This window comes from Neorhizobium sp. DAR64860/K0K1, from assembly GCF_050500205.1.
Classification (GTDB): Bacteria; Pseudomonadota; Alphaproteobacteria; order Rhizobiales; family Rhizobiaceae; genus Neorhizobium; species Neorhizobium soli.
Window position 1 is genome coordinate 3,374,696 of the sequence record NZ_CP191459.1, and the last position, 20,172, is coordinate 3,394,867.

At 61.5% G+C, this 20,172-nt stretch carries 14 protein-coding genes; 9 read left to right on the top strand and 5 right to left on the bottom strand.

All coding sequences use genetic code 11. The features are described 5' to 3' along the window. Nucleotides 1-45: 45 nt before the first annotated feature. Nucleotides 46-1,719 carry a heparinase II/III family protein gene (locus ACQY1J_RS20955; protein ID WP_430252021.1) on the top strand — a complete coding sequence of 558 codons (1,674 nt, stop codon included), beginning with the start codon at nucleotides 46-48 and terminating at the stop codon, nucleotides 1,717-1,719. Between the two features lie 96 nt (nucleotides 1,720-1,815). Continuing rightward, nucleotides 1,816-3,432: a bifunctional phosphoribosylaminoimidazolecarboxamide formyltransferase/IMP cyclohydrolase gene (gene purH, locus ACQY1J_RS20960; RefSeq protein WP_430250757.1), complete on the top strand. Its 1,617-nt coding sequence runs from the start codon at nucleotides 1,816-1,818 to the stop codon at nucleotides 3,430-3,432. 17 nt (nucleotides 3,433-3,449) lie between these two features. Here purH and ACQY1J_RS20965 read toward each other — a convergent pair whose 3' ends face one another. Further along, nucleotides 3,450-4,838 carry an MFS transporter gene (locus ACQY1J_RS20965; RefSeq protein WP_430250758.1) on the bottom strand — a complete coding sequence of 463 codons (1,389 nt, stop codon included), beginning with the start codon at nucleotides 4,836-4,838 and terminating at the stop codon, nucleotides 3,450-3,452. Nucleotides 4,839-4,863: 25 nt separating this feature from the next. Further along, on the bottom strand, nucleotides 4,864-9,627 hold the full coding sequence (locus ACQY1J_RS20970) for an NAD-glutamate dehydrogenase (RefSeq protein WP_430250759.1): 4,764 nt from the start codon (nucleotides 9,625-9,627) through the stop codon (nucleotides 4,864-4,866). Between the two features lie 176 nt (nucleotides 9,628-9,803). Here ACQY1J_RS20970 and pdxY point away from each other — a divergent pair, with 176 nt between their 5' ends. Both pdxY and ACQY1J_RS20980 read left to right on the top strand, forming a co-directional pair. Continuing rightward, nucleotides 9,804-10,676 (top strand): pyridoxal kinase PdxY, encoded by an 873-nt coding sequence (pdxY, locus tag ACQY1J_RS20975; RefSeq protein ID WP_430250760.1) that lies wholly within the window; start codon nucleotides 9,804-9,806, stop codon nucleotides 10,674-10,676. Nucleotides 10,677-10,744: 68 nt separating this feature from the next. Continuing rightward, entirely contained in the window at nucleotides 10,745-11,419 is a 675-nt protein-coding gene (locus ACQY1J_RS20980) for a carbonic anhydrase (protein WP_062462828.1), read from the top strand. A gap of 21 nt (nucleotides 11,420-11,440) precedes the next feature. Here ACQY1J_RS20980 and ACQY1J_RS20985 read toward each other — a convergent pair whose 3' ends face one another. The 3 genes from ACQY1J_RS20985 to ACQY1J_RS20995 all read right to left on the bottom strand — a co-directional run bounded on the left by ACQY1J_RS20985 (nucleotide 11,441) and on the right by ACQY1J_RS20995 (nucleotide 13,730). After that, entirely contained in the window at nucleotides 11,441-12,253 is an 813-nt protein-coding gene (locus ACQY1J_RS20985; RefSeq protein WP_062462825.1) for a lytic murein transglycosylase, read from the bottom strand. 202 nt (nucleotides 12,254-12,455) lie between these two features. Further along, nucleotides 12,456-13,490: an aspartate-semialdehyde dehydrogenase gene (locus ACQY1J_RS20990; protein ID WP_062577062.1), complete on the bottom strand. Its 1,035-nt coding sequence runs from the start codon at nucleotides 13,488-13,490 to the stop codon at nucleotides 12,456-12,458. A 114-nt stretch (nucleotides 13,491-13,604) separates the two neighbouring features. Further along, the gene (locus ACQY1J_RS20995; RefSeq protein ID WP_274604908.1) at nucleotides 13,605-13,730 is read right to left on the bottom strand and encodes a hypothetical protein; all 126 of its coding nucleotides are present in this window, start codon (nucleotides 13,728-13,730) and stop codon (nucleotides 13,605-13,607) included. Between the two features lie 157 nt (nucleotides 13,731-13,887). Between ACQY1J_RS20995 and ACQY1J_RS21000 the strand changes: the two genes are divergently transcribed. The 5 genes from ACQY1J_RS21000 (at nucleotide 13,888) to ACQY1J_RS21020 (ending at nucleotide 20,100) form a co-directional block, all read left to right on the top strand. Further along, entirely contained in the window at nucleotides 13,888-15,651 is a 1,764-nt protein-coding gene (locus tag ACQY1J_RS21000) for an alkaline phosphatase (protein WP_430250761.1), read from the top strand. Between the two features lie 141 nt (nucleotides 15,652-15,792). Beyond that, nucleotides 15,793-16,263 (top strand): hypothetical protein, encoded by a 471-nt coding sequence (locus tag ACQY1J_RS21005; protein ID WP_430250762.1) that lies wholly within the window; start codon nucleotides 15,793-15,795, stop codon nucleotides 16,261-16,263. 4 nt (nucleotides 16,264-16,267) lie between these two features. Next, entirely contained in the window at nucleotides 16,268-16,957 is a 690-nt protein-coding gene (locus ACQY1J_RS21010; protein ID WP_430250763.1) for an ABC transporter ATP-binding protein, read from the top strand. Further along, a complete protein-coding gene (locus tag ACQY1J_RS21015; RefSeq protein ID WP_430250764.1) occupies nucleotides 16,954-18,222 on the top strand; it encodes an FtsX-like permease family protein in 1,269 nt (422 codons plus the stop codon). Before ACQY1J_RS21010 ends, ACQY1J_RS21015 begins: the two co-directional genes overlap by 4 nt. A gap of 162 nt (nucleotides 18,223-18,384) precedes the next feature. Further along, nucleotides 18,385-20,100, top strand: a complete 1,716-nt coding sequence (locus ACQY1J_RS21020; RefSeq protein WP_062462807.1) for an MFS transporter — start codon at nucleotides 18,385-18,387, stop codon at nucleotides 20,098-20,100. The last annotated feature ends 72 nt before the right edge of the window (nucleotides 20,101-20,172 follow it).

The window sequence follows — 20,172 nt, forward strand, 5'->3', positions numbered from 1 at the left end:
GCTCGGGGAGAGCACCCGGCCCTGCGGAGAATATCTCAAGTGACGATGCGGCTTGCCGATCGCCGAAGGATTCTTGCCTTCGGCATGCGGGAGATCTGGCGACGCATGTGTCGCCGGTCCGCCGGCATGCGCCTTGCTCTGACACCGCTGCCGGTGCCGGACAGGTTGATCGTGGCGCCCACCGACCTGCGATCGATCGATCCCTTCATTGCCGAGGAAATTCTCGAAGGACGCTATCCGCTGGCCGGCCGCGTTCTCGAAACCTTCGGTCATTCGCCGTTCCAGGTCGAGCTTCCGTCCAAGGCGTTTGCCGAGCGGCTGCATTCGTTTGCCTGGTTGCGGCATGTTCGCGCCAACAAGACGGAAGAGGCCTGCGACCACGCCCGTGACGTGGTGGCGGACTGGATCACGCTGCATGGCCGTCGGCAGAGGGGCATCGGCTGGGAACCGAGCGTGGTGGCCGAGCGCGTGGTCGCATGGCTGTCCCACTCGACCGTCCTCTTGCAGGGCGCGGAGGCCGGCTTCTACCGCCGCTTCATGAAGAGCCTGGCGTTTCAGGTTCGTTACCTGCGCAAGATCGCCGGCTGCATTCCCGCCGACGAGACCCGCCTTCGCATCCGCATCGCGCTCGCCATGGCGTCGGTTTCCATGCCCACACGGGCGGCCTTTATCCGCCGCGAAGGTGCGCGGCTCGACCGTGAACTGGAATTCCAGATCCTGGCCGATGGCGGCCATCTCTCGCGCAATCCGCGCTCGATGCTGGATGCGCTGCTCGATCTTCTGCCGCTGCGGCAGACCTATATCAATCTCGGCCATGATCTGCCGCAAAAGCTGATCCCGACGATCGACCGCATCTATCCGGCACTGCGCTTCTTCCGCCACCAGGATGGTGATCTGGCGCTGTTCAACGGTGCGACGGCGACACCGGCAAGCGAGCTGATGTCGGTGCTTCGGTATGACGAGAGCGGTGGCAAGCCGTTCAAGGCGCTCCCGCATATGAACTATCACCGGCTGACGGCCGAGGACACGACGCTGATCGTCGATACGGGCTGGTCGGAGCCGGAATTCTCGCGCACGGCGCATGCCGGTTGCCTCGCCTTCGAGCTCTCGTCGGGCCGCAACAGGTTTATCGTCAACTCGGGCTCACCGAAATTTTCAGGGCGCGGCCACCGCAAGATGGCGCGCTCGACGGCGGCGCATTCGACGCTGACGCTGTCTGAGACGTCATCGAGCCGGATCGCCAAGTCGAAGCTTGCCGGCCCCATCCTGCTTCCCGGCGTCTCAGATGTCACGATCGACCGACGCGACGATGCGCATGGCAACGACTGGCTGCGGGCGACCCATGACGGGTATCTCAAGGAGTTCGGCTATCTCTACCACCGCGAGATCGGCCTCAACACGACCGGCAACAAGATCAAGGGCCATGACCGGCTGTTCGTGCCCGATGGCGAGGAGCCGGGAGACGAGAGACTGGTGGCTGTGGTTCGCTTTCACATCCACCCGGCCATCCGGCTGGTGCGGCGCGACCCGGAAAGCGTCGTGATGCAGGCGAGTGACGGCGAGAAATGGCTGTTTTCGGCGCCGGGTCTCGATGTCATGATCGACGAGGACATCTTCTTTGCGGATGTTTCCGGCCCTCGCCCGAGCCAGCAGCTGGCGATCGAATTCATCCTGCCCGAGGTGACCGAAATCCGCTGGATGCTGCGTCGCGCCGACTAGCCTGGTTGGAATAGGGTTTCCCTGAAGGGGTAGCTGTGCTAACCGGCGGCCAATCCCTTTTAGCCCTTTCGGGGCACCCTCTTTCAGGAGAGACCGATGGCCGTCGCATCCAAGAAAATCCCAGCGCCCGACCGCGTCAAGATCCGCACAGCGCTTCTTTCCGTGTCCGACAAGGCCGGCATCATCGAGCTCGCCAAGGCGCTGACCGAACAGGGTGTAAAGCTTCTGTCCACCGGCGGCACGCACAAGGCGATCGCGGCCGCCGGTCTTGCCGTCACCGACGTCTCCGAAGTCACGGGTTTTCCTGAAATCATGGACGGTCGCGTCAAGACGCTGCATCCGACCGTGCATGGCGGCCTTCTCGCCATCCGCGACGACGAGGAGCATGTCGCCGCGATGCAGAAACACGGCATCGAGAGTATCGATCTTTCGGTCATCAACCTCTATCCGTTCGAGGAAGTGCGCGCGGCAGGCGGCGACTATCCGACGACGGTCGAGAATATCGATATCGGCGGCCCGGCGATGATCCGTGCGTCTGCCAAGAACCATGCCTATGTCACGATCGTCACCGATCCCTCTGATTACACTGCCCTGATCGAGGCGCTGCAGGCCAATGGCGGCGAGACGGACTATGCGTTTCGCCAGAAGCTTGCCGCCAAGGCCTATGCCCGCACCGCAGCCTATGACACGGCGATCTCCAACTGGTTTGCCGAAGCGCTCGAGATCGAGACGCCGAGCTATCGGACGATCGGCGGCTTGCTGAAGGAAGCCATGCGCTACGGCGAGAACCCGCACCAGAGCGCCGGCTTCTACGTGACTGGCGAGAACCGCCCCGGCGTTGCCACGGCGGTGCTGCTGCAGGGTAAGCAGCTGTCCTACAACAACATCAACGATACCGATGGCGCCTTCGAGCTGATCGGTGAATTTGCGGCCGATCAGGGACCGGCTTGTGCCATCATCAAGCACGCCAACCCCTGCGGCGTCGCAACCGGCTCGACGCTGAAGGACGCCTATCTGCGGGCGCTGGCCTGCGACAGCACATCAGCTTTCGGCGGCATCATCGCGCTCAACCAGCTGCTCGATGCCGAGACGGCGGAAGAGATCGTCAAGCTGTTTACCGAAGTGATCATCGCGCCCGAGGTTTCCGACGAGGCAAAGGCGATCATCGCGTCCAAGAAGAACCTGCGGCTGCTGGTGACGGGCGGCCTGCCGGACCCGCGTTCGCGCGGCATTACGGCAAAGACCGTTGCCGGCGGCCTTCTGGTGCAGAGCCGCGACAGCGGCGTCATTGAGGATGTCGATCTGAAGGTCGTGACCAAGCGTGCACCGACGCCGACCGAGCTTGAAGACATGAAGTTTGCCTACAAGGTGGCAAAGCACGTCAAGTCCAACGCCATCGTCTATGCCAAGGACGGCCAGACGGCGGGCATCGGCGCCGGCCAGATGAGCCGGATCGATTCCGCCCGAATCGCTGGTCTCAAGGCCGAAGATGCGGCAAAGGCGATGGGCTGGGCCGAGCCGATGACCAAGGGGTCAGCGGTCGCTTCGGAAGCCTTCTTCCCGTTTGCCGACGGTCTGCTTTCGGCGATCGCTGCCGGTGCCACCGCTGTCATCCAGCCCGGCGGGTCGATGCGCGATGCGGAAGTGATTGCGGCCGCCGACGAGCATGGTGTGGCGATGGTGTTTACCGGCATGCGTCACTTCCGGCACTAATCCAAGCCGAAAAGCTTCTATCCGGCCGGTCTATCGGCCGGATAGGGCACGGTCAGAAGCAGGATCAGGCCGGTGCCGAGAAAGACTGTCAGCGTCGCCATGCCGAGATGGGCCGAGCCCGTTGCATAGGTGACGATGGAAAACGACAGCGTGGCGAGGAAGCTCGTGGCGCGTCCCGACAGCGCGTAGATCCCGAAATAGCGGCCGGCCTCCGACACATCGATGCTGCGGGCAAGGTATGACCGCGACGAGGCCTGGACCGGGCCGAAGGCGGCACCGATCAGAAGCCCGAACAGAATGTAGGCCTTTTCCGCCGCGGTGCCGAACATACCGCCTGAATCCTCCATGGAAAGCGGCATCAGGCCGAAGAAGACCTCGCCCGGGCTGGTGGAAACGATGCCGACGGTTGCGATCAGCAGCAGGACAAGACTTGTGACCACCACCGTCTTTGATCCGAGCACCCGGTCGAGATGCCCGGCCGCAATGCAGCCAAAGATCGCCACGACATTCAGGATGATGCCGTAGATGCCGATCTCGATGGTCGCCCAGCCGAACATGGCCGCCGCAAACGTGCCGCCGAGAATGATGAGGCCGTTGACGCCATCCTGATAGAGCATGCGGGCAATCAGGAAGCGGACGATGTCGGGGCGATGCTTAAGTTCACGCAGCGTGCCTGCAAGTTCGCGGAAGCCGGAGCCGACGGCCTTTGCGAGAGGCAGGCCTTTCGGGGCGTCCGGCGTGAAGAAGAACATCGGCAGGATGAATAGAAGATACCAGATCGCCGCGATCGGGCCGGTGATGCGCGCGTCCTCGCCGAGCGCCGGATCAAGCCCGAAGAGCGGCGGAATGCCGAGGAGCGTCAGACCCGTTTCCGGATTGGCGGCAAGCAGCGCGACGACCGCGATCAGCACGGTCATGCCGCCGAGATAACCCAGACCCCAGGCGATGTTCGAAACCTTGCCGATATCGGCCTTGGATACGAGGCGCGGCATCATGGAATCGTTGAAGACGATGGAAAACTCCGCCGCGATCGAGGCAAGGATGATGCAGGTCACCGGCAGGGTGAGTGGCGAGCCGGGGGCGGCCTGCCAGAGCATGACGAGGCTTGCGACCTTGATCAGTGCAAAGCTTGCGATCCATGGCTTTCTGGCCCCCGACTGATCGGCGATCGATCCCAGGATCGGAGACAGGATGGCGATGACGACGGAGGATGCCGTCGCCATGTTGCTCCAGGTGGTCTGGGCGGAGATCGGGTCGTCGGTGAGGCGCGCGACGAAATACGGGCCGAAGATGAAGGTGATGACAACCGTGAAGAACGGCTGTGCCGCCCAGTCGAACAGCATCCAGCCCCAAATGCCGCGCCGGCCTGGTTTAGCCGGCGCCTCGTCAATTCCTGTCTCGGCCATCTTCTTTTCCCCGGAGCCCCTGCCCTCAAGTCGACCGTGCGTGTGCCAGATCTCCCAGCAGGCCGGCGGCGACGGAAATCTTCGAGAGGGTCAGATCGCCGCTTTCGCTGAGGCTCATCAGTTCAGCGCCGATGCGATTGACGCGCAGTCGATCGCCAGCGATCCAGGCCTCCACCGGCTTCTTGTCCTTGCGGTGCTCGGTCAGGACGGCAATGACGATGTCGCGGCGTGCCGATGCGAGCTGTTGCAGGCTGCGTGACAGTGCCAGGCTTTCGTAATGGTCGCTTGTGCCAATCCGCTCGCCGGCCACGATCAGCCGGTTGACGCGGAACGTTTCGGTGACGGCGAAATAGCTCTCGATGGCGCGCGCCATGCTTTCGCCGGTCCGGTCGGCAATCCGCATGATCTCCGGCACGATGACGAGGGCCGATAGCAGGCGTATTTCTTTCACGAGACCGGACGGCGCACCTTCGGCCTCAAGTTCTGCGGCAAGCGGGCCCGTTTCGGCGATGATATCGTCGGTCACGGTGGCGCGCAGCCCCTTGATGGCGGCCCTGAGCCTGGCGATGGCATCAGTCAGTTCCGTCGTGCCGATCTGCGTCTGGAGCGCGAGATAGGTGCCGATGCCGATGATGCGGGTAACCTGGGCGTAGAGATCATTCTGGACCCTGCCCGAGATCTTGCCATCCAGCTGGTCGATTTCGGCCCAGATGTTTTCGAGATCGAAGCCGTCGCGAACGAGGAAGAGCGCCTTTACGACATTGGCCGAGGTGGCCCCCGTCATGTCGCTCATCATGTGGATAAAGCCCGGACCGCCGCGGTTGATGGCTTCGTTTGCCAGCGCCGTCGCGACGATTTCGCGGTGCAGGCGGTGGCCGGCAATATCGGCGGCATAAGCCTTCTGCATCTTCGCCGGGAAATAGGCTTTCAGCACCGATGCGAAATACGGGTCGTCGGGGATGGTGCTGTCGATGAGTGCGTCAAACAGGACGATCTTCGAGTAGGAGACGAGCACGCCGATCTCCGGTCGTGTCAGCGGTCTCCCGCTGGCGTAGCGATCGGCAAGTTCGGCATCGTCGGGCAGAGTCTCGACCTTGCGGTTCAGCCGCCCTTCGGTTTCGAGCACCGACATCAGACGGGCGAGCTGCTCGCGATTGGCCGCACCCCTGCGCTCCACGAGCGAAATTGCGAGTGGCTGCAGGTAGTTGTTGCGCAAGACGAGATGCCCCACGTCTTCCGTCATGGATGCGAGCAGCGTGTTGCGCTTGGCGCGGGTCAGCCTGCCATCCTGCATGGCGGGATTGAGCGCGATCTTGATATTGACCTCGACGTCGGAAGAATTAACGCCCGCGGAATTGTCGATCGCGTCGGAATTGCAGCGCCCACCGGCCAGCGAATACGCGATGCGGCCCTTCTGGGTGACGCCGAGATTGGCGCCCTCGCCGATGACGCTAGCACCGACTTCTGCGGCCGTGATGCGGATCGGGTCATTGGCGCGGTCGCCCACTTCGGTGTCGGTTTCGGATGCGGCCTTGATATAGGTGCCGATGCCGCCGAACCAGAGAAGGTCGACCTTGCTTTTCAGGATCGCCGTCAGGATCTCGAAGGGCGAGGCCGTCATCTTGTCCAGGCCGATCGCCGCTGCCGCCTGCTTGGTCAGCTTCACGGATTTTTCCGTGCGCGAAATGATCATCGCGCCTTCAGACAGCGTCGAGCGGTCGTAATCCTGCCAGCTGGAGCGGGGAAGGGCGAACATGCGGCTGCGCTCGGCGAAGGATTTTTCGATATCCGGATCCGGATCGATAAAGATGTCGCGATGGTCGAAGGCGGCGATCAGGCGGATCTTTTCAGACAGCAGCATGCCGTTGCCGAAGACGTCGCCCGACATGTCGCCGACACCGGCGACGGAGAACGGCGTCGTCTGGATGTCGATGTCCTTTTCGCGGAAATGCCGCTTGACCGCTTCCCACGCGCCGCGGGCGGTAATGCCCATCTTCTTGTGGTCGTAGCCGGCCGAGCCGCCCGATGCGAAGGCATCATCCAGCCAGAAGCCGGCTTCCTGCGCCAGACCGTTCGCGGTGTCGGAGAAGGTTGCTGTGCCCTTGTCGGCGGCGACGACAAAGTAAGGATCGTCCTCATCGATGCGCAGCGTGTTTTCGGGCGGGACCACCTCTCCTTCGATGATGTTGTCGGTGACGGACAGAAGCGTGCGGATATAGGTCTTGTAAGCTTCCTTGCCGGCGTTGAAGAACGCGTCGCGCGAGGCGGCGGGGGGAAGCATTTTCGGGAAGAAGCCGCCCTTTGCGCCGACGGGAACGATGACGGCGTTCTTGACCTGCTGCGCCTTCACAAGGCCCAGTACCTCGGTGCGATAATCCTCGCCGCGGTCCGACCAGCGGATGCCGCCTCTAGCGACCTTGCCGAAGCGCAGGTGAACACCTTCGACTTCGGTGCCGTAGACGAAGATCTCGCGTAACGGGCGCGGCTCCGGCAGGCCGTCGAGTAAATCAGGATCGAGCTTGAACGCCAGCATCGGCTTTGCGCCGCCGTTCTCGTCCACCTGGAAGTAATTGGTGCGAAGCGTTGCGTCGATCGCGTTGACGAACCGGCGAAGCGTGCGGTCCTCGTCGAGGTTCGGGACGTTGCCGAGCGCTTCCTCGATCGTCTCGTGCAGCTCGGTCAGCTTCTTGATGCGGGTCTTTTCGGCAATCTTCGGATCGAACCCGTCGCGGAACAGGCGGAAGACGGCGGCGGAAATTTCCGGGTACTTGTTGAGCGTATCGGCGATGTAGGTCTGCGAGTAGACGATGCCGGCTTGGCGCAGATAGCGCGCATAGGCGCGCAGCACGGTCACTTCGCGGGCGGAAAGTCCGGCGAGCAGAACGAGGCGGTTGAAGCCGTCATTGTCGGTCAATCCCTCGAAGGCTTTGAGGAACGCGTCTTCGAGCCGCTGTCCCTCACGCGCAAGATCGATCTCGCGGGCACCGTCGAGCTGCAGTTCCATGTCGTGCAGGACGATGAGGTCCGCCTGCGGGCCGGCGTGGATTTCGAATGTCTGCTCGCTGACCACGTGAAAGCCGAGATTTTCGAGAAGCGGCACGCGGCGCGACAGGGAAAGATGCTGGTCGCGGTGGAAGATCTTTAGCGAAACGGTGTTCGCATCGTCACCGGGGCGCCGGTAGAAGTCGATGCGGATGGTCTCGCCGGCAGCGCAGGCGGCAATATCGGGCAGGTCGGCAAAGGTTTCTTCCGGAGAGAACGCTTCCTGGAAAGCGCGGGTGACGGAAAGGCGGGGGCCGTCTTCCGCAAGCAATGCGAACCTGTCTTCCCACGGCGTCGCGATAAGGCGCACAGCCTCCTCGAGCTTTGCCTGCGCGACGCGCGGCGTCTTGCCGCCGCTGCGGCCGATGATCATGTGGACGCGGGCAACGCGGGCTTCCGGAAACGCCGGGTAATAGGCCGAGACGTGGCCGTCGAAGATTTCGCAGAGATACGCGCCGACCTTTTCGCGGACGATCGAATTATAATCCTCGCGCGGCACGTAGACGATGACCGAAACGAAACGGTCGAAATGGTCGATACGCGGCAGCACGCGCACGCGCGGCCTCTCGCTCAGCTCCATGATCTGTTCGCAGAAGCTCGAGAGCACGTCGAGATCGATCTGGAAGAGATCGTCGCGCGGGTAGGATTCCAGCGTGTTTTCGAGCATGCGGCCCGAATGGCTTTCCGGATCGAACCCGAAATTCTTTTCAATACGGGCGATCTTTGCGCGCAGCAGCGGCACGTCGCGGACGGACTGGGTATAGGCAGTGGAGGTGAACAGGCCGACGATGCGCAGTTCTCCGACCACATTACCCTTTTCGTCGAAGCGCTTTACCCCGACGTAATCCATATAGGCGCGACGGTGCACGACGGATTTGACGTTGGCCTTGGCGACGATGAGGAAATCCGGGCCGTCGAGAAATTCGAGGATTTCTGGCGTCGTCGTGACCTGATCCTTGCCCTGTCGCAGCACGAGAACGTCCGGATCGGACAGGATGCCGAGGCCCCTGCCCTTGCCGCGCTCCACCTTGGCATCGGCGCCCTTGCCCGAATAGGTGTATTCGCGCATGCCGAGGAAGGTGAAATTGTCGTTCCTGAGCCAGTCGAGAAAAGCATACGCCTCGTCGGCATCGGCCTTCTTGCCTTTTTTCGCGTTGACGAGTTGGGCCTGGGCGTCTTTGAGAACGCCGAGCATCGCGGACCAGCCGGTAATGGCCTGGTGCACCTGGTTAAGAACAAAGCGGATTCGCTCGACCAGCCCGTCGGCTTGCTCGTCGTTGAGCTGGGGCACATGGATCTGGATCAGGCTGACATGATGGGCCGGGTCGCCGGGTCGCTCGCTCGAGTGAAGCGTCGGCTGCTTGCCCGGTTCGATGACGAGGATCGGATGGACGGCCATCGTGAGGTCGCGATAGGCCGTCGTCACTTCACCCATGACCGAATCGAACAGAAACGGCATGTTGCGATCAATCACCGTAATGATCGAAACCGGCATTCCATCGGGCTCGACACCATCAAGGGTTTCGATTGTGATGTCGGCCTTGATTCGCGTCCAGGCTTTCAGCCGTCTTGCGGCATGTCCCGCGCACAGGGCGAGCATTTCTGGGGTGTAGTTTTCGAGATCGTCACTGCTGGCGCGGCTGAAGATAAGGAAGGGATCGAGATGGTCCTCCATGCCGGAAGCGGCCGCAATCTTGCCAGCCTTCTCGATCTGCTTGTCCCGCTTTGGGTTTTGCCGGCCTGCCATCTGTCTCTCCCTAAATTTTTTCTCAACGTGCGATAAAACGCAGCCAATGTCATTATGCTTTGCCGCGGTGTCTCACCGGTGCTTGCGGCTGGAATTTGTCATAGGCGTGTCACGTCTTGTTGACATGCCGACACAGAGATCCGATCAACGGTTCGATAACGTCGAAAGCAAGCATCATGCAGGGTAATTCAGGCGCGGTCATCGTCATTTCCAGCCATGTGATCCGTGGCTCGGTCGGTAACCGGGCCGCCGTCTTCGCGCTCGAGACCCTGGGATATCCCGTCTGGGCCATGCCGACCGTCGTGCTGCCCTGGCATCCCGGGCACGGTCCTTCGACGCGCCTGACGTTTCCCGAATCGGATTTCGACAAGGCTATAGACGATCTCATCCGGGCGCCATGGCTCGGCGAAGTGAAGGCGGTGCTGACCGGGTATTTCGGAAATGCCGCGCAGCCGCGCGCCGTGGCACGACTGATCGAGGCGCTGCGGAAAAACAACTCGGACCTTATCTATGTCTGCGATCCCGTGATGGGCGATCTCGGCGGGCTCTATATCCCGCAACCGACAGCCGAAGCGATCCGCGACGAGCTTCTGCCGCTCGCCACCATCGCCACGCCGAACCGATACGAGCTTGCCTGGCTCTCCGGTGCGCCGCTTGATGACAACAATGCGATCATGGAAGCGGCGATCGCGCTCGGGCCGCCGCGGATGCTGGTGACCTCGGCCGTGCCGATGATGACGGGCAGTACCGGCAATCTCTATCTCACCGGCAATCATGCGCTGCTGGCTGAACACCGGCTGATCGACCACGCCCCGAACGGGCTCGGAGACCTGCTCTCAGCGGTTTTTCTCGCCCGCGTCATGTCCGGCATGGATGAAGAGAAAGCCCTGCAAACAACGACTGCCAGCGTGTTCGAAGTGCTGGCGCGTTCGGTAAAGCGCGGGGCCAACGAGCTGACGCTGGAAATGGATGCCGCCAGCCTCTCGACGCCGATGGCGATGGTCCAGATGCGCCGGCTCGTGCATCCCCTTAAGAGGCGCAAGCCGTAAGCTCAAAGAGCATGCGCATCCACACAATGGCCGTTGATTCTCGTCTGGCTGCACGATAATCGTGAGCCATGAGCGAATTTCCAGAAAAACTGCTTTCGGGCTACCGTAACTTCATGAGTGGTCGCTACAGCGACGAGCGGGAGCGCTACCGCGCGCTCGCCGATACCGGCCAGAAGCCGCATACGCTCCTGGTTGCCTGTTGCGACAGTCGCGCGGCGCCCGAGACGATCTTTGACTGCGGTCCGGGAGAACTCTTTGTGGTCCGCAACGTCGCCAACATGGTACCGCGCTACGAGCCCGACAGCCAGTTTCACGGGACATCGGCTGCGGTTGAATACGCGGTGCAGGTGCTCGAGATCCGCAATATCGTTGTCATGGGCCACGGCCGCTGCGGCGGTATCCAGGCAGCGCTCGACGCTTCCATGAAGCCGCTGTCGGAGGGGGATTTCATCGGCAAGTGGATGGGTTTGGTCAGGCCTGCGGCCACGCAGATCCAGAGCAACGACCTGATGACCCAGAGCGAGCGTCAGACAGCGCTCGAACGGGTGTCGATCCGCAATTCGATCGCCAATCTGCAGACCTTCCCCTTCGTCCGCAATCTCACGGAAAAGGGAGAACTCGACATTCACGGCGCCTGGTTCGATATCTCGACCGGCGAGTTGTGGGTGATGAACGAGAAGGGCGATTTCACCCGGCCAGACATCAGTGTACCGGCGATCGAGGCCGAGCAGAGCCCGGCCTGATCATTTCAACGGTGTAACGGCTCAGCCGCCGTCGATCTGGGCGCCCATGTATGCGATCGCCTGCTGGTAGACGGTTGCCGCGTTCCAGCCCTGGATGGCGACGAAATTCGGCTCACCCTGCTGGTAGCCGGCACCGGTCCGCCAGCCATGACCCTTGAGGAAGTTGGCGGTCGATGCCAGCGCATCGGCGCGCGAACGGACCATGTCGATATGGCCGTCACCGTCGCCATCGGCGCCGTAGCGGATGACGTTGAGCGGCAGGAACTGGGTCTGGCCGATTTCGCCATGCGCTGCACCCTTTGCAGTGGTGCTGAGATCACCGCGGGCAACGAGCTGCAGGGCTGCGTAAAGCTGTTCGGTAAAGTAGGCCGAGCGGCGGCAGTCATAGGAAAGCGTTGCGACGGCCGACAGCGTATGCTGGTCGCCCATGTAATTGCCGAAACCGGTTTCCATGCCCCAGATCGCCAGGATCGGACCGGCCGGAACGCCGTAGCGGCGCTCAATCGACGCAAACAGCGCTGCGTTGGATTTCTTCATGGACTTGCCGCGCGAGATGATCGTTGCGCCACCGCGCTTCTTCATGAACTCGTCGAAGGAAAGCTTGAAGCTTTTCTGGCCGCGGTCGGCGCGAATGGTCGGGCGGTTGTAGACGACGTTAGCAAAGGCGCGGTCGAGAACTGCAGGGCTGATACCCTTGGACGGTGCCTGCTGCTTGAAATCGGCGACCCAGCGGTCGAAACCGGCTCCATCATTGCCGCAGGCGGCGGCAAAGGCCGGGGCTGCGGTTGCAAGCGTTGCTGCTGCGATCAATCCTGCCAGAATAGTCTTCATCATGCGGTCAAACCCGTCGAAAGTCCGGATTGCTTGGCCGAAAGCTTCCGGAAGAATTGCGCTATATTCGGCCTTATGACCCCAGTGGCGGATAATCGCAATTCATCTTCCCATGAATAGTTCGTGAAGAGAGACGAATCGAAAAAACCCCGTCATTTCTGACGGGGCTTTCTAAGCGGATTTGCTTAATAAAGTACGTTACTTATCAAGCAGCAACCTTGCGTGGCTTGATGAGACCGCGATTGACCAGAAGTTCGGCGATCTGGATCGCGTTCAGCGCGGCACCCTTGCGCAGGTTGTCGGAGACGACCCAGATGTTGAGTCCGTTTTCGACGGTTGCGTCTTCGCGGATACGCGAAATGTAGGTCGCATCTTCACCGGCGCATTCGAGAGGCGTGATGTAACCGCCGTCTTCGTGCTTGTCGATGACAAGGCAACCCGGCGCTTCGCGCAGAATATCGCGGGCCTGATCGGCCGTGATCTCGTTTTCGAACTCGATGTTGACGGATTCGGAGTGGCCGATAAAGACCGGAACGCGCACGGCCGTGCAGGTAACGCGGATCTTCGGGTCGAGCATCTTCTTGGTCTCGGCCAGAACCTTCCACTCTTCCTTCGTGTAGCCGTCTTCCATGAAGCTATCGATATGCGGGATGACGTTGAAGGCAATACGCTTGGTGAACTTCTTCGATTCGACCGGATCGGCCACGAACACGGCGCGCGTCTGGGTGAAGAGTTCGTCCATGCCTTCCTTGCCGGCACCGGACACCGACTGGTAGGTGGAAACGACGACGCGCTTGATCTTGGCAAAGTCGTGCAGCGGCTTCAGCGCGACGACGAGCTGGGCCGTCGAGCAGTTCGGATTGGCAATGATGTTCTTCTTGGAGAATCCGACGATGGCGTCGGGGTTCACTTCCGGAACGATCAGCGGCACTTCCGAATCGTAGCGCCAGGCGGACGAGTTGTCGATGACGACGCAGCCCTGCGCACCGATCTTCGGCGACCACTTCTTGGAGGCATCGCCGCCGGCTGACATCAGGCAGATGTCGGTATCGGAGAAATCGTAGTTCTCGAGGTTGGACACCTTGAGCGTCTTGTCACCGAAGGAGACTTCCGTGCCCTGGCTGCGGGCGGAGGCGAGTGCGACGACTTCATCAGCCGGAAAACCACGTTCGGCCAGAATGTTCAGCATTTCCCTGCCGACATTGCCGGTTGCTCCGGCGACTGCGATCTTGAAACCCATTTCTTTGCTCTCTTTCTGTCTCTCCTCGGTTTTCTGAGGGGGAAGCCCGTGTCGTGCGCGACGCGGTGTTCCTTGTCCCCGGCCGTACCGGGGAGAGAGCGGTGGCCAGAGACGTCAGACGATAATTTTCGTCGTCGTTTTGGCCGTGGTTTTGTCGGAAACCGAAAGGGCAACATCCAGCCGCCCGGCAGATACTGCCAGGTCATAGCACGCAGCAAAGCGAAAGTCGCGGCGAAGCATGGACACTCCTTTTCCAACGCTGCTCATAAAAGATTTTGCCACAGAGTCAAGGTTGATGCGATCGGACATCGGCGCCGTTATCACGTTTCTGTCATTGCACTGTCATCGCATGGGGCTATCCCCGAACCTCTATGCGACGCAACGACGGGGGTTTTCCATGCGTATGCTTCTTGCTGCCTTTGCAGCCACCACAATTCTTTCCGGCGGCATTCAAGCCGCCCACGCCGCGAACGTCTTTCCGCTTGATCGGGCGACGATCCTGACCGGCTCTCCATTCGATTTCAAGGTCGAGTTCAGCTCGGTCGTGAAGCCTGAGGACGTCAAGATCACCGTCAACGGCCAGGACTACAAGTCTGTGTTCGGCAAGGATGTCGAGTTCGTTGCAGAAGAGAAGAACAAGGACAAGGTCCTCGGTTCCGCCGTCGTGCTGCGTGGCATGACGATCGCGAATGCCGGCGAATACAAGGTTGAAGTCTCTGCTGGTCCGGAAACCAAGAGCGTGACCTGGAACGTTTATGGCACCGCGGCGCAGCCAAAAGCCAAGAACGTGATCTTCCTGATCGGTGACGGTCTTTCCGTGGCGCATCGCACCGCTGCCCGCATCATGGCCAAGGGCATGACCGAGGGCAAAGCGAACGGTCGTCTCGCGATGGACGACATCCCGCCGGCAGCCTTTATCGGTACGTCCGCGACGGACGCTGTCGCCACCGACAGCGCCAACACGATGTCGGCCTATATGACCGGCCACAAGACAGCCGTGAACGCAATCGGCGTCTATGCCGACCGCACGCCTGACTCGATGGACGATCCGAAGGTTGAAACATACGCGGAAGCGGTCCGCCGCCAGACGAAGAAGTCGATCGGCATCGTCACGACCGCAGAAGTTCAGGACGCAACACCCGCAGCCGTCGTCGCCCATACCCGCAAGCGTGGCGACAAGGCGGAGATCAACGGCATGCTGTTCGACGTCAAGCCGGACGTCCTGCTCGGCGGCGGTTCCGCCTACTTCCTGCCCCAGGCGACGCCCGGATCCAAGCGCAAGGACGACAAGGACTATATCGCCCTGTTCAAGGATGCAGGCTACATGCTTGCGACCAGCAAGGCTGAACTGGCGACGGCCGCCGGCACCAATACCGGCAAGATCCTTGGCCTGTTCCACACCGGCAACATGGACACGACGCTTGACCGCGAATTCCTGAAAAAGGGCACGACGGCGAAGTTCCCGGATCAGCCGGGCCTCGTCGACATGACCAAGGTCGCGCTCGACTCGCTGTCGAAGAACCCGAACGGCTTCTTCCTGATGGTCGAAGCTGCTAATATCGACAAGATGTCCCATCCGCTGGACTGGGACCGCGCCGTCGTCGATACGATCGAATTCGACAAGGCAATCGCCGCAGCCCGCGAATTTGCCGACAAGAACCCCGACACGCTGATCATCGTCACCGGCGATCATACCCACGGTGTTTCGATCATCGGTACGGTCAACGATGAAAAGCCGGGCGACGACATGCGCGAAAAGGTCGGGACCTATGCCGAGGCAGGCTTCCCGAACTATATGGACGAGAACAAGGACGGTTATCCTGACAAGGTCGATGTTACCAAGCGCCTGTTCCTGAACGCCAATAACGGCCCTGATCATTACGAGACATTCCGTCCGAAGCTCGACAATCCCTTCGTTCCCGCCATCCAGAACGAGAAGAAGGAATATGTCGCCAACGAAGCCTACAAGGATATCCCGGGCGCTGTTCTCGTGACCGGCATCATTCCGAAAAGCGCCGACAGTGGCGTCCATGCGGTTGACGATGTCGTGCTTCAGGCTGCCGGCCCAGGTTCGGAAGGCTTCCGCGGCTACATGGAGCAGAGCGACGTCTACAAGGTTCTCGCGGAGACTTTCGCGCTGGGCGCCAAGCAGACCAACTGATCAGACCGACTGGGTCTGAACGACCATGGTTAAAGAGGGGGCATGTCCTGAGGCGTGCCCCTATCTACTTCAGATATCGCGGGACTTGAAGATATGCCTCAGCTGCAGGATGATGACGGCGCTCGACAAGGGAGAGCGATCATGGGAGCGCTCGAGATGGTCGACCGTCGCCAGATGCTCAAGACCTCGCTTGGCATCATTGCCGGCCTGCCGCTGCTGATATCAGGCGCAACCGCCCGCGCAGAAAATGGGCTTTCCTTCGACGAACTCTATGGCAAGGTCAGCGTTCTCGGTCTGGAATTTTCCGACAAGGTTAAGCGGCTGAACGGTCAGGAGATCGCCATGCGCGGTTTCATGGCGCCACCGCTGAAGGCGGAAGCCTCGTTCTTCGTTCTGACCGAAGTGCCGATGTCGATCTGCCCGTTCTGCTCCACCGATGCGGACTGGCCGGACAATATCGTCGTTGTCTATCTCGATGAGAAGCAGACATTCACCCAGCCAAGCCAGACGATCGAGGTGCGCGGCACGCTCGAGATGGGCTCGTGGACCGATCCGGACACCGGCTTCGTCAGCCTGCTGCGGATCCGACAGGCGGAATACGGTACGGTCTGAAGACATGATGCCTCTGAAGGTGCAATCTCTCGCCGTCTCGTTTCCCGGTCTGGCGACACCGGTTCTTTCCATCGCGAACCTTGAGATCGCCGCCGGTAGCCGCGTTGCGCTGACGGGCGGGTCGGGATCGGGCAAGAGCACGCTTCTCAATATCATTGCGGGGCTGGAGCGTGTCGGTAGCGGCCATGTGGTCTGGGGCGGGCATGATATCGCCAGACTGTCGGAAGGCCGGCGAGACCGTTGGCGGGCCGAAAATGTGGGCCTCGTAATGCAGGATTTCCATCTCTTTGCGGGTCTTTCGGCGCTGGATAACGTGCTGCTGCCGGCACGGCTTTCGCGGGTCTCGACCCCGAATCTGGTGAAAAGAGCGCATGAGCTGATCGAGACCGTGGGGTTGAAGCGACCCGGTCAGTCCGTCGAGACCATGTCGCGCGGCGAGATGCAGCGGGTGGCGATCGCCCGGGCGCTGCTGCGCAAGCCGGGTATCATCATTGCCGACGAGCCGACGGCAAGCCTCGATGTGGAAAACGGCGAGGCGGTGGGGGATCTGCTTTTGTCAGTCGCGGCCGGTGCCGGCAGCACGCTCGTTGTGGCGACGCACGACCAACGCATGATCGAACGCCTCGACCGGCGCATCGTGCTCAGGGGCGGGTGCATCGTCGGCGATGATGTTGTCGGGAAGGTGCCGGTATGATCCGTTTTATCATCGCCGACCTGCGGCGTCTCTGGCTGGGCTGCGCCGTCGTGGTGCTTCTGGTTGCCTTAGCTACGGCGCTCGGGGTTGCCGTGACCCTGCAGGAACGGTCGCTGCGTCTCGGCAGTGCCCGCGCCGCCGACAAGTTCGATCTGGTGATCGGCGCCTCCGGCAGCGAAACGCAGCTGATCCTCTCCTCGATCTTTCTCCAGCCCGCGCCGCTGCCGCTGGTCGATGGAGAGCTACTTTCGAAACTTGCCGCCGATCCGCGTGTCGCCTGGGCAGCTCCCGTCGGTTTCGGCGATTCCTTTGCCGGCTATCCGATCGTGGGAACGACGACGACGCTTGTGACCAGCACGACGCCGGGCTTTGGCGAGGGGCGTACGTTTGCCGCGGAAGGCGAAGCGGTTCTCGGCGCTTCCGTCATTCTTACGGTCGGCGCCGTCGTCAAGCCGATGCATGGAACAGCCGAAACCGGTGGTCCAACCCATACGGAGATCGCATACAAGGTCGTGGGTAAGCTGAAACCGACCGGCACGCCATGGGACCGCGCCATTCTCGTGCCGATCCAGGCCGTATGGCACGTTCATGGTTTAGGCGCTGAGCATGAGCACGAGGACGCAAGCACGGAGCCTGCGGCAGCTGTCGCCTCTACCACCCATGACGAAGACCATCATCACGGCGGCATCGATCCGGATGCGCCGCTCGTCGAGGATTTCGGGGCTGATACCCCCGGCCTTCCAGCGATTCTGGTCAAACCGAAGTCGATTGCCGATGCCTATCGCCTGCGTCAGGCCTATCGCGGCAATGGCACGGTGGCGGTCTTTCCCGGCGAGGTGCTGACCGGCCTTTATGCGACGCTTGGCGATGCGAAAATGGTGTTGAGCGCGGTCGCTGCGGGATCGCAGGCTCTTGTCGCGGCGGCACTGGTGCTGGTGACGGTGATCCATGTGGGGCAACGGCGCCGGCAGATCGGCGCGCTGCGCGCGTTCGGGGCACCGCGCGGCGCCGTCTTCCTGATCGTGTGGCTGGAGCTGCTTCTCCTGGTTGCGCTTGGCATCGGGCTCGGCTTCGTCTGCGGGCTACTGGCGGCGCAGTTCGGCGCCCATCTGTTTACCGCGAAAAGCGGGGTCATCCTGCCGGTCGGGTTCACGAGAGACGACGTACGTCTGGCACTTTTTCTGCTGGGCTTTGCAGCGGTCCTTTCGGCCGTGCCGGCACTTCTTGCCTATCGGCAGTCGCCCGCCCAGGCGCTTCGCTCCTGACCACTCCGGACTACGTCATTAGACGAAAGTCATAAGCCGAAAGCATGTCTCATCCGGCGTGCCAAATTCTGTCACTCTGCAACGATTGCGCTAACCTGTCTGGCCGAGGAGGAGAATGGCCGGACAGGAAGGCACGGAGTTCATCTTGTTGGGAGGACGACAATGGCACACGTCGCAACGGCAGCCCGGACGAAGGCTAGCCCCATGACGCGCGAGGAAAAGAAGGTCATCTTCGCCTCGTCGCTGGGTACCATTTTCGAATGGTATGATTTCTATCTCTACGGAACGCTTGCCGTCATCATCGGCCGGCAGTTCTTTTCGGCGTTTCCGCCCGCCACGCAGGCCATCTTTGCACTGCTGGCCTTTGCTGCAGGCTTTCTCGTCCGCCCCTTCGGCGCACTGGTCTTCGGACGGCTCGGCGATCTTGTCGGACGCAAATATACCTTCCTGGTCACGATCGTGATCATGGGCCTATCGACATTCTTTGTCGGTCTTCTGCCGAGCTACGAGCAGATTGGTGCAACGGCGCCCATCCTTCTCATCGCGCTGCGCATGTTGCAGGGCCTGGCGCTCGGTGGCGAATACGGTGGTGCTGCTGTCTATGTGGCGGAGCACGCCCCGCCCGGTCGCCGCGGATTTTACACGGCCTGGATTCAGACGACGGCGACGCTTGGCCTGTTGCTGTCGCTCGCCGTCATCGTGACGCTGCGCGTCAACATGGGTGAAGAAGCCTTTGCCACAAGCTATCCGGTCATATTCGGTCTGCTGGGCGGCTGGCGCATTCCGTTCCTCGGATCGGCACTGCTGCTTGCGGTCTCCATCTACATCCGCTTGCAGATGAACGAGTCCCCCGTCTTCCAGAAGATGAAGGAAGAAGGCACCCGTTCGAAGGCACCGCTGACGGAAGCCTTCGGCACCTGGAAGAACGGCAAGATCGTGCTGATAGCACTGTTCGGCCTTGTCGTCGGCCAGGCCGTCGTCTGGTATACCGGCCAGTTCTACGCGCTGTTCTTCCTGCAGAGCATCCTGAAAGTCGACCTTCTGACGGCGAACGTACTGATTGCCTGGTCGCTTCTTCTCGGCACACCATTCTTCCTCGTCTTCGGTGCGCTGTCTGACCGCGTGGGCCGCAAATGGGTCATTCTGGCAGGCTGCGCGCTCGCAGCGGTCACGTACTTCCCGCTGTTCCACGCATTGACCAATACCGCCAATCCGACCTACGCGGCAGCGATCAAAAACGTCCAGATCCAGGTTTCGGCGGATCCGGCCACATGCGGATCCCTGTTCGACCCTGTTGGTATCAGAACCTTCACGCAGCCATGCGACGTCGCGCGACGCACGCTGTCGCAGCAGGCGTTTACCTACACGCTGGTGCCAGCAGCCGCCGGTGCGCCAACCACGGTCAGCGTAGCGGGCACGGACGTTCCCGTTGCCAATGTGACGTTGCCGGACGGCAAGACCGAAACCTTCGCCCAGCGTCTCGGCCCGGCCAGCGTGGCAGCCGGCTACCCTGCCGCCAACGATGCTGCCAAGGTGCGTGTGGATGGCTTCTTCGCGGTGTTCGGCAATGCCCAGGCTTTGACTGTCATCGCCATTCTCTGGGTCATGGTCGTCTATGTGACGATCGTCTACGGCCCGATCGCCGCGGCGCTGGTGGAGTTTTTCCCGACACGCATCCGCTATACCGCCATGTCGCTGCCGTATCACATCGGCAACGGCTGGTTCGGCGGGCTGCTGCCGGCCACCTCCTTCGCGATCGTTGCCTCGACCGGGGATATCTATGCCGGCCTCTGGTACCCGGTCGGCTTTGCCGTTCTCACGATCATCATCGGCGCGGTCTTCGTGAAGGACCGGCGCAATATCGATCTCAACGACTGATCAGTCAGCAAAAAGAAGGGCCCGGCGGAAACGCCGGGCCCTTTTTCGTTTCAGGGAAGTGGTCCCCTCGCG

Coding starts and splice junctions, on each gene's coding strand:
- ACQY1J_RS20955 (WP_430252021.1), top strand. CDS start 46: ATGCGGCTTGCCGATCGCCGAAGGATTCTTGCCTTCGGCATGCGGGAG.
- purH (WP_430250757.1), top strand. CDS start 1,816: ATGGCCGTCGCATCCAAGAAAATCCCAGCGCCCGACCGCGTCAAGATC.
- ACQY1J_RS20965 (WP_430250758.1), bottom strand. CDS start 4,838: ATGGCCGAGACAGGAATTGACGAGGCGCCGGCTAAACCAGGCCGGCGC.
- ACQY1J_RS20970 (WP_430250759.1), bottom strand. CDS start 9,627: ATGGCAGGCCGGCAAAACCCAAAGCGGGACAAGCAGATCGAGAAGGCT.
- pdxY (WP_430250760.1), top strand. CDS start 9,804: ATGCAGGGTAATTCAGGCGCGGTCATCGTCATTTCCAGCCATGTGATC.
- ACQY1J_RS20980 (WP_062462828.1), top strand. CDS start 10,745: ATGAGCGAATTTCCAGAAAAACTGCTTTCGGGCTACCGTAACTTCATG.
- ACQY1J_RS20985 (WP_062462825.1), bottom strand. CDS start 12,253: ATGATGAAGACTATTCTGGCAGGATTGATCGCAGCAGCAACGCTTGCA.
- ACQY1J_RS20990 (WP_062577062.1), bottom strand. CDS start 13,490: ATGGGTTTCAAGATCGCAGTCGCCGGAGCAACCGGCAATGTCGGCAGG.
- ACQY1J_RS20995 (WP_274604908.1), bottom strand. CDS start 13,730: ATGCTTCGCCGCGACTTTCGCTTTGCTGCGTGCTATGACCTGGCAGTA.
- ACQY1J_RS21000 (WP_430250761.1), top strand. CDS start 13,888: ATGCGTATGCTTCTTGCTGCCTTTGCAGCCACCACAATTCTTTCCGGC.
- ACQY1J_RS21005 (WP_430250762.1), top strand. CDS start 15,793: ATGGGAGCGCTCGAGATGGTCGACCGTCGCCAGATGCTCAAGACCTCG.
- ACQY1J_RS21010 (WP_430250763.1), top strand. CDS start 16,268: ATGATGCCTCTGAAGGTGCAATCTCTCGCCGTCTCGTTTCCCGGTCTG.
- ACQY1J_RS21015 (WP_430250764.1), top strand. CDS start 16,954: ATGATCCGTTTTATCATCGCCGACCTGCGGCGTCTCTGGCTGGGCTGC.
- ACQY1J_RS21020 (WP_062462807.1), top strand. CDS start 18,385: ATGGCACACGTCGCAACGGCAGCCCGGACGAAGGCTAGCCCCATGACG.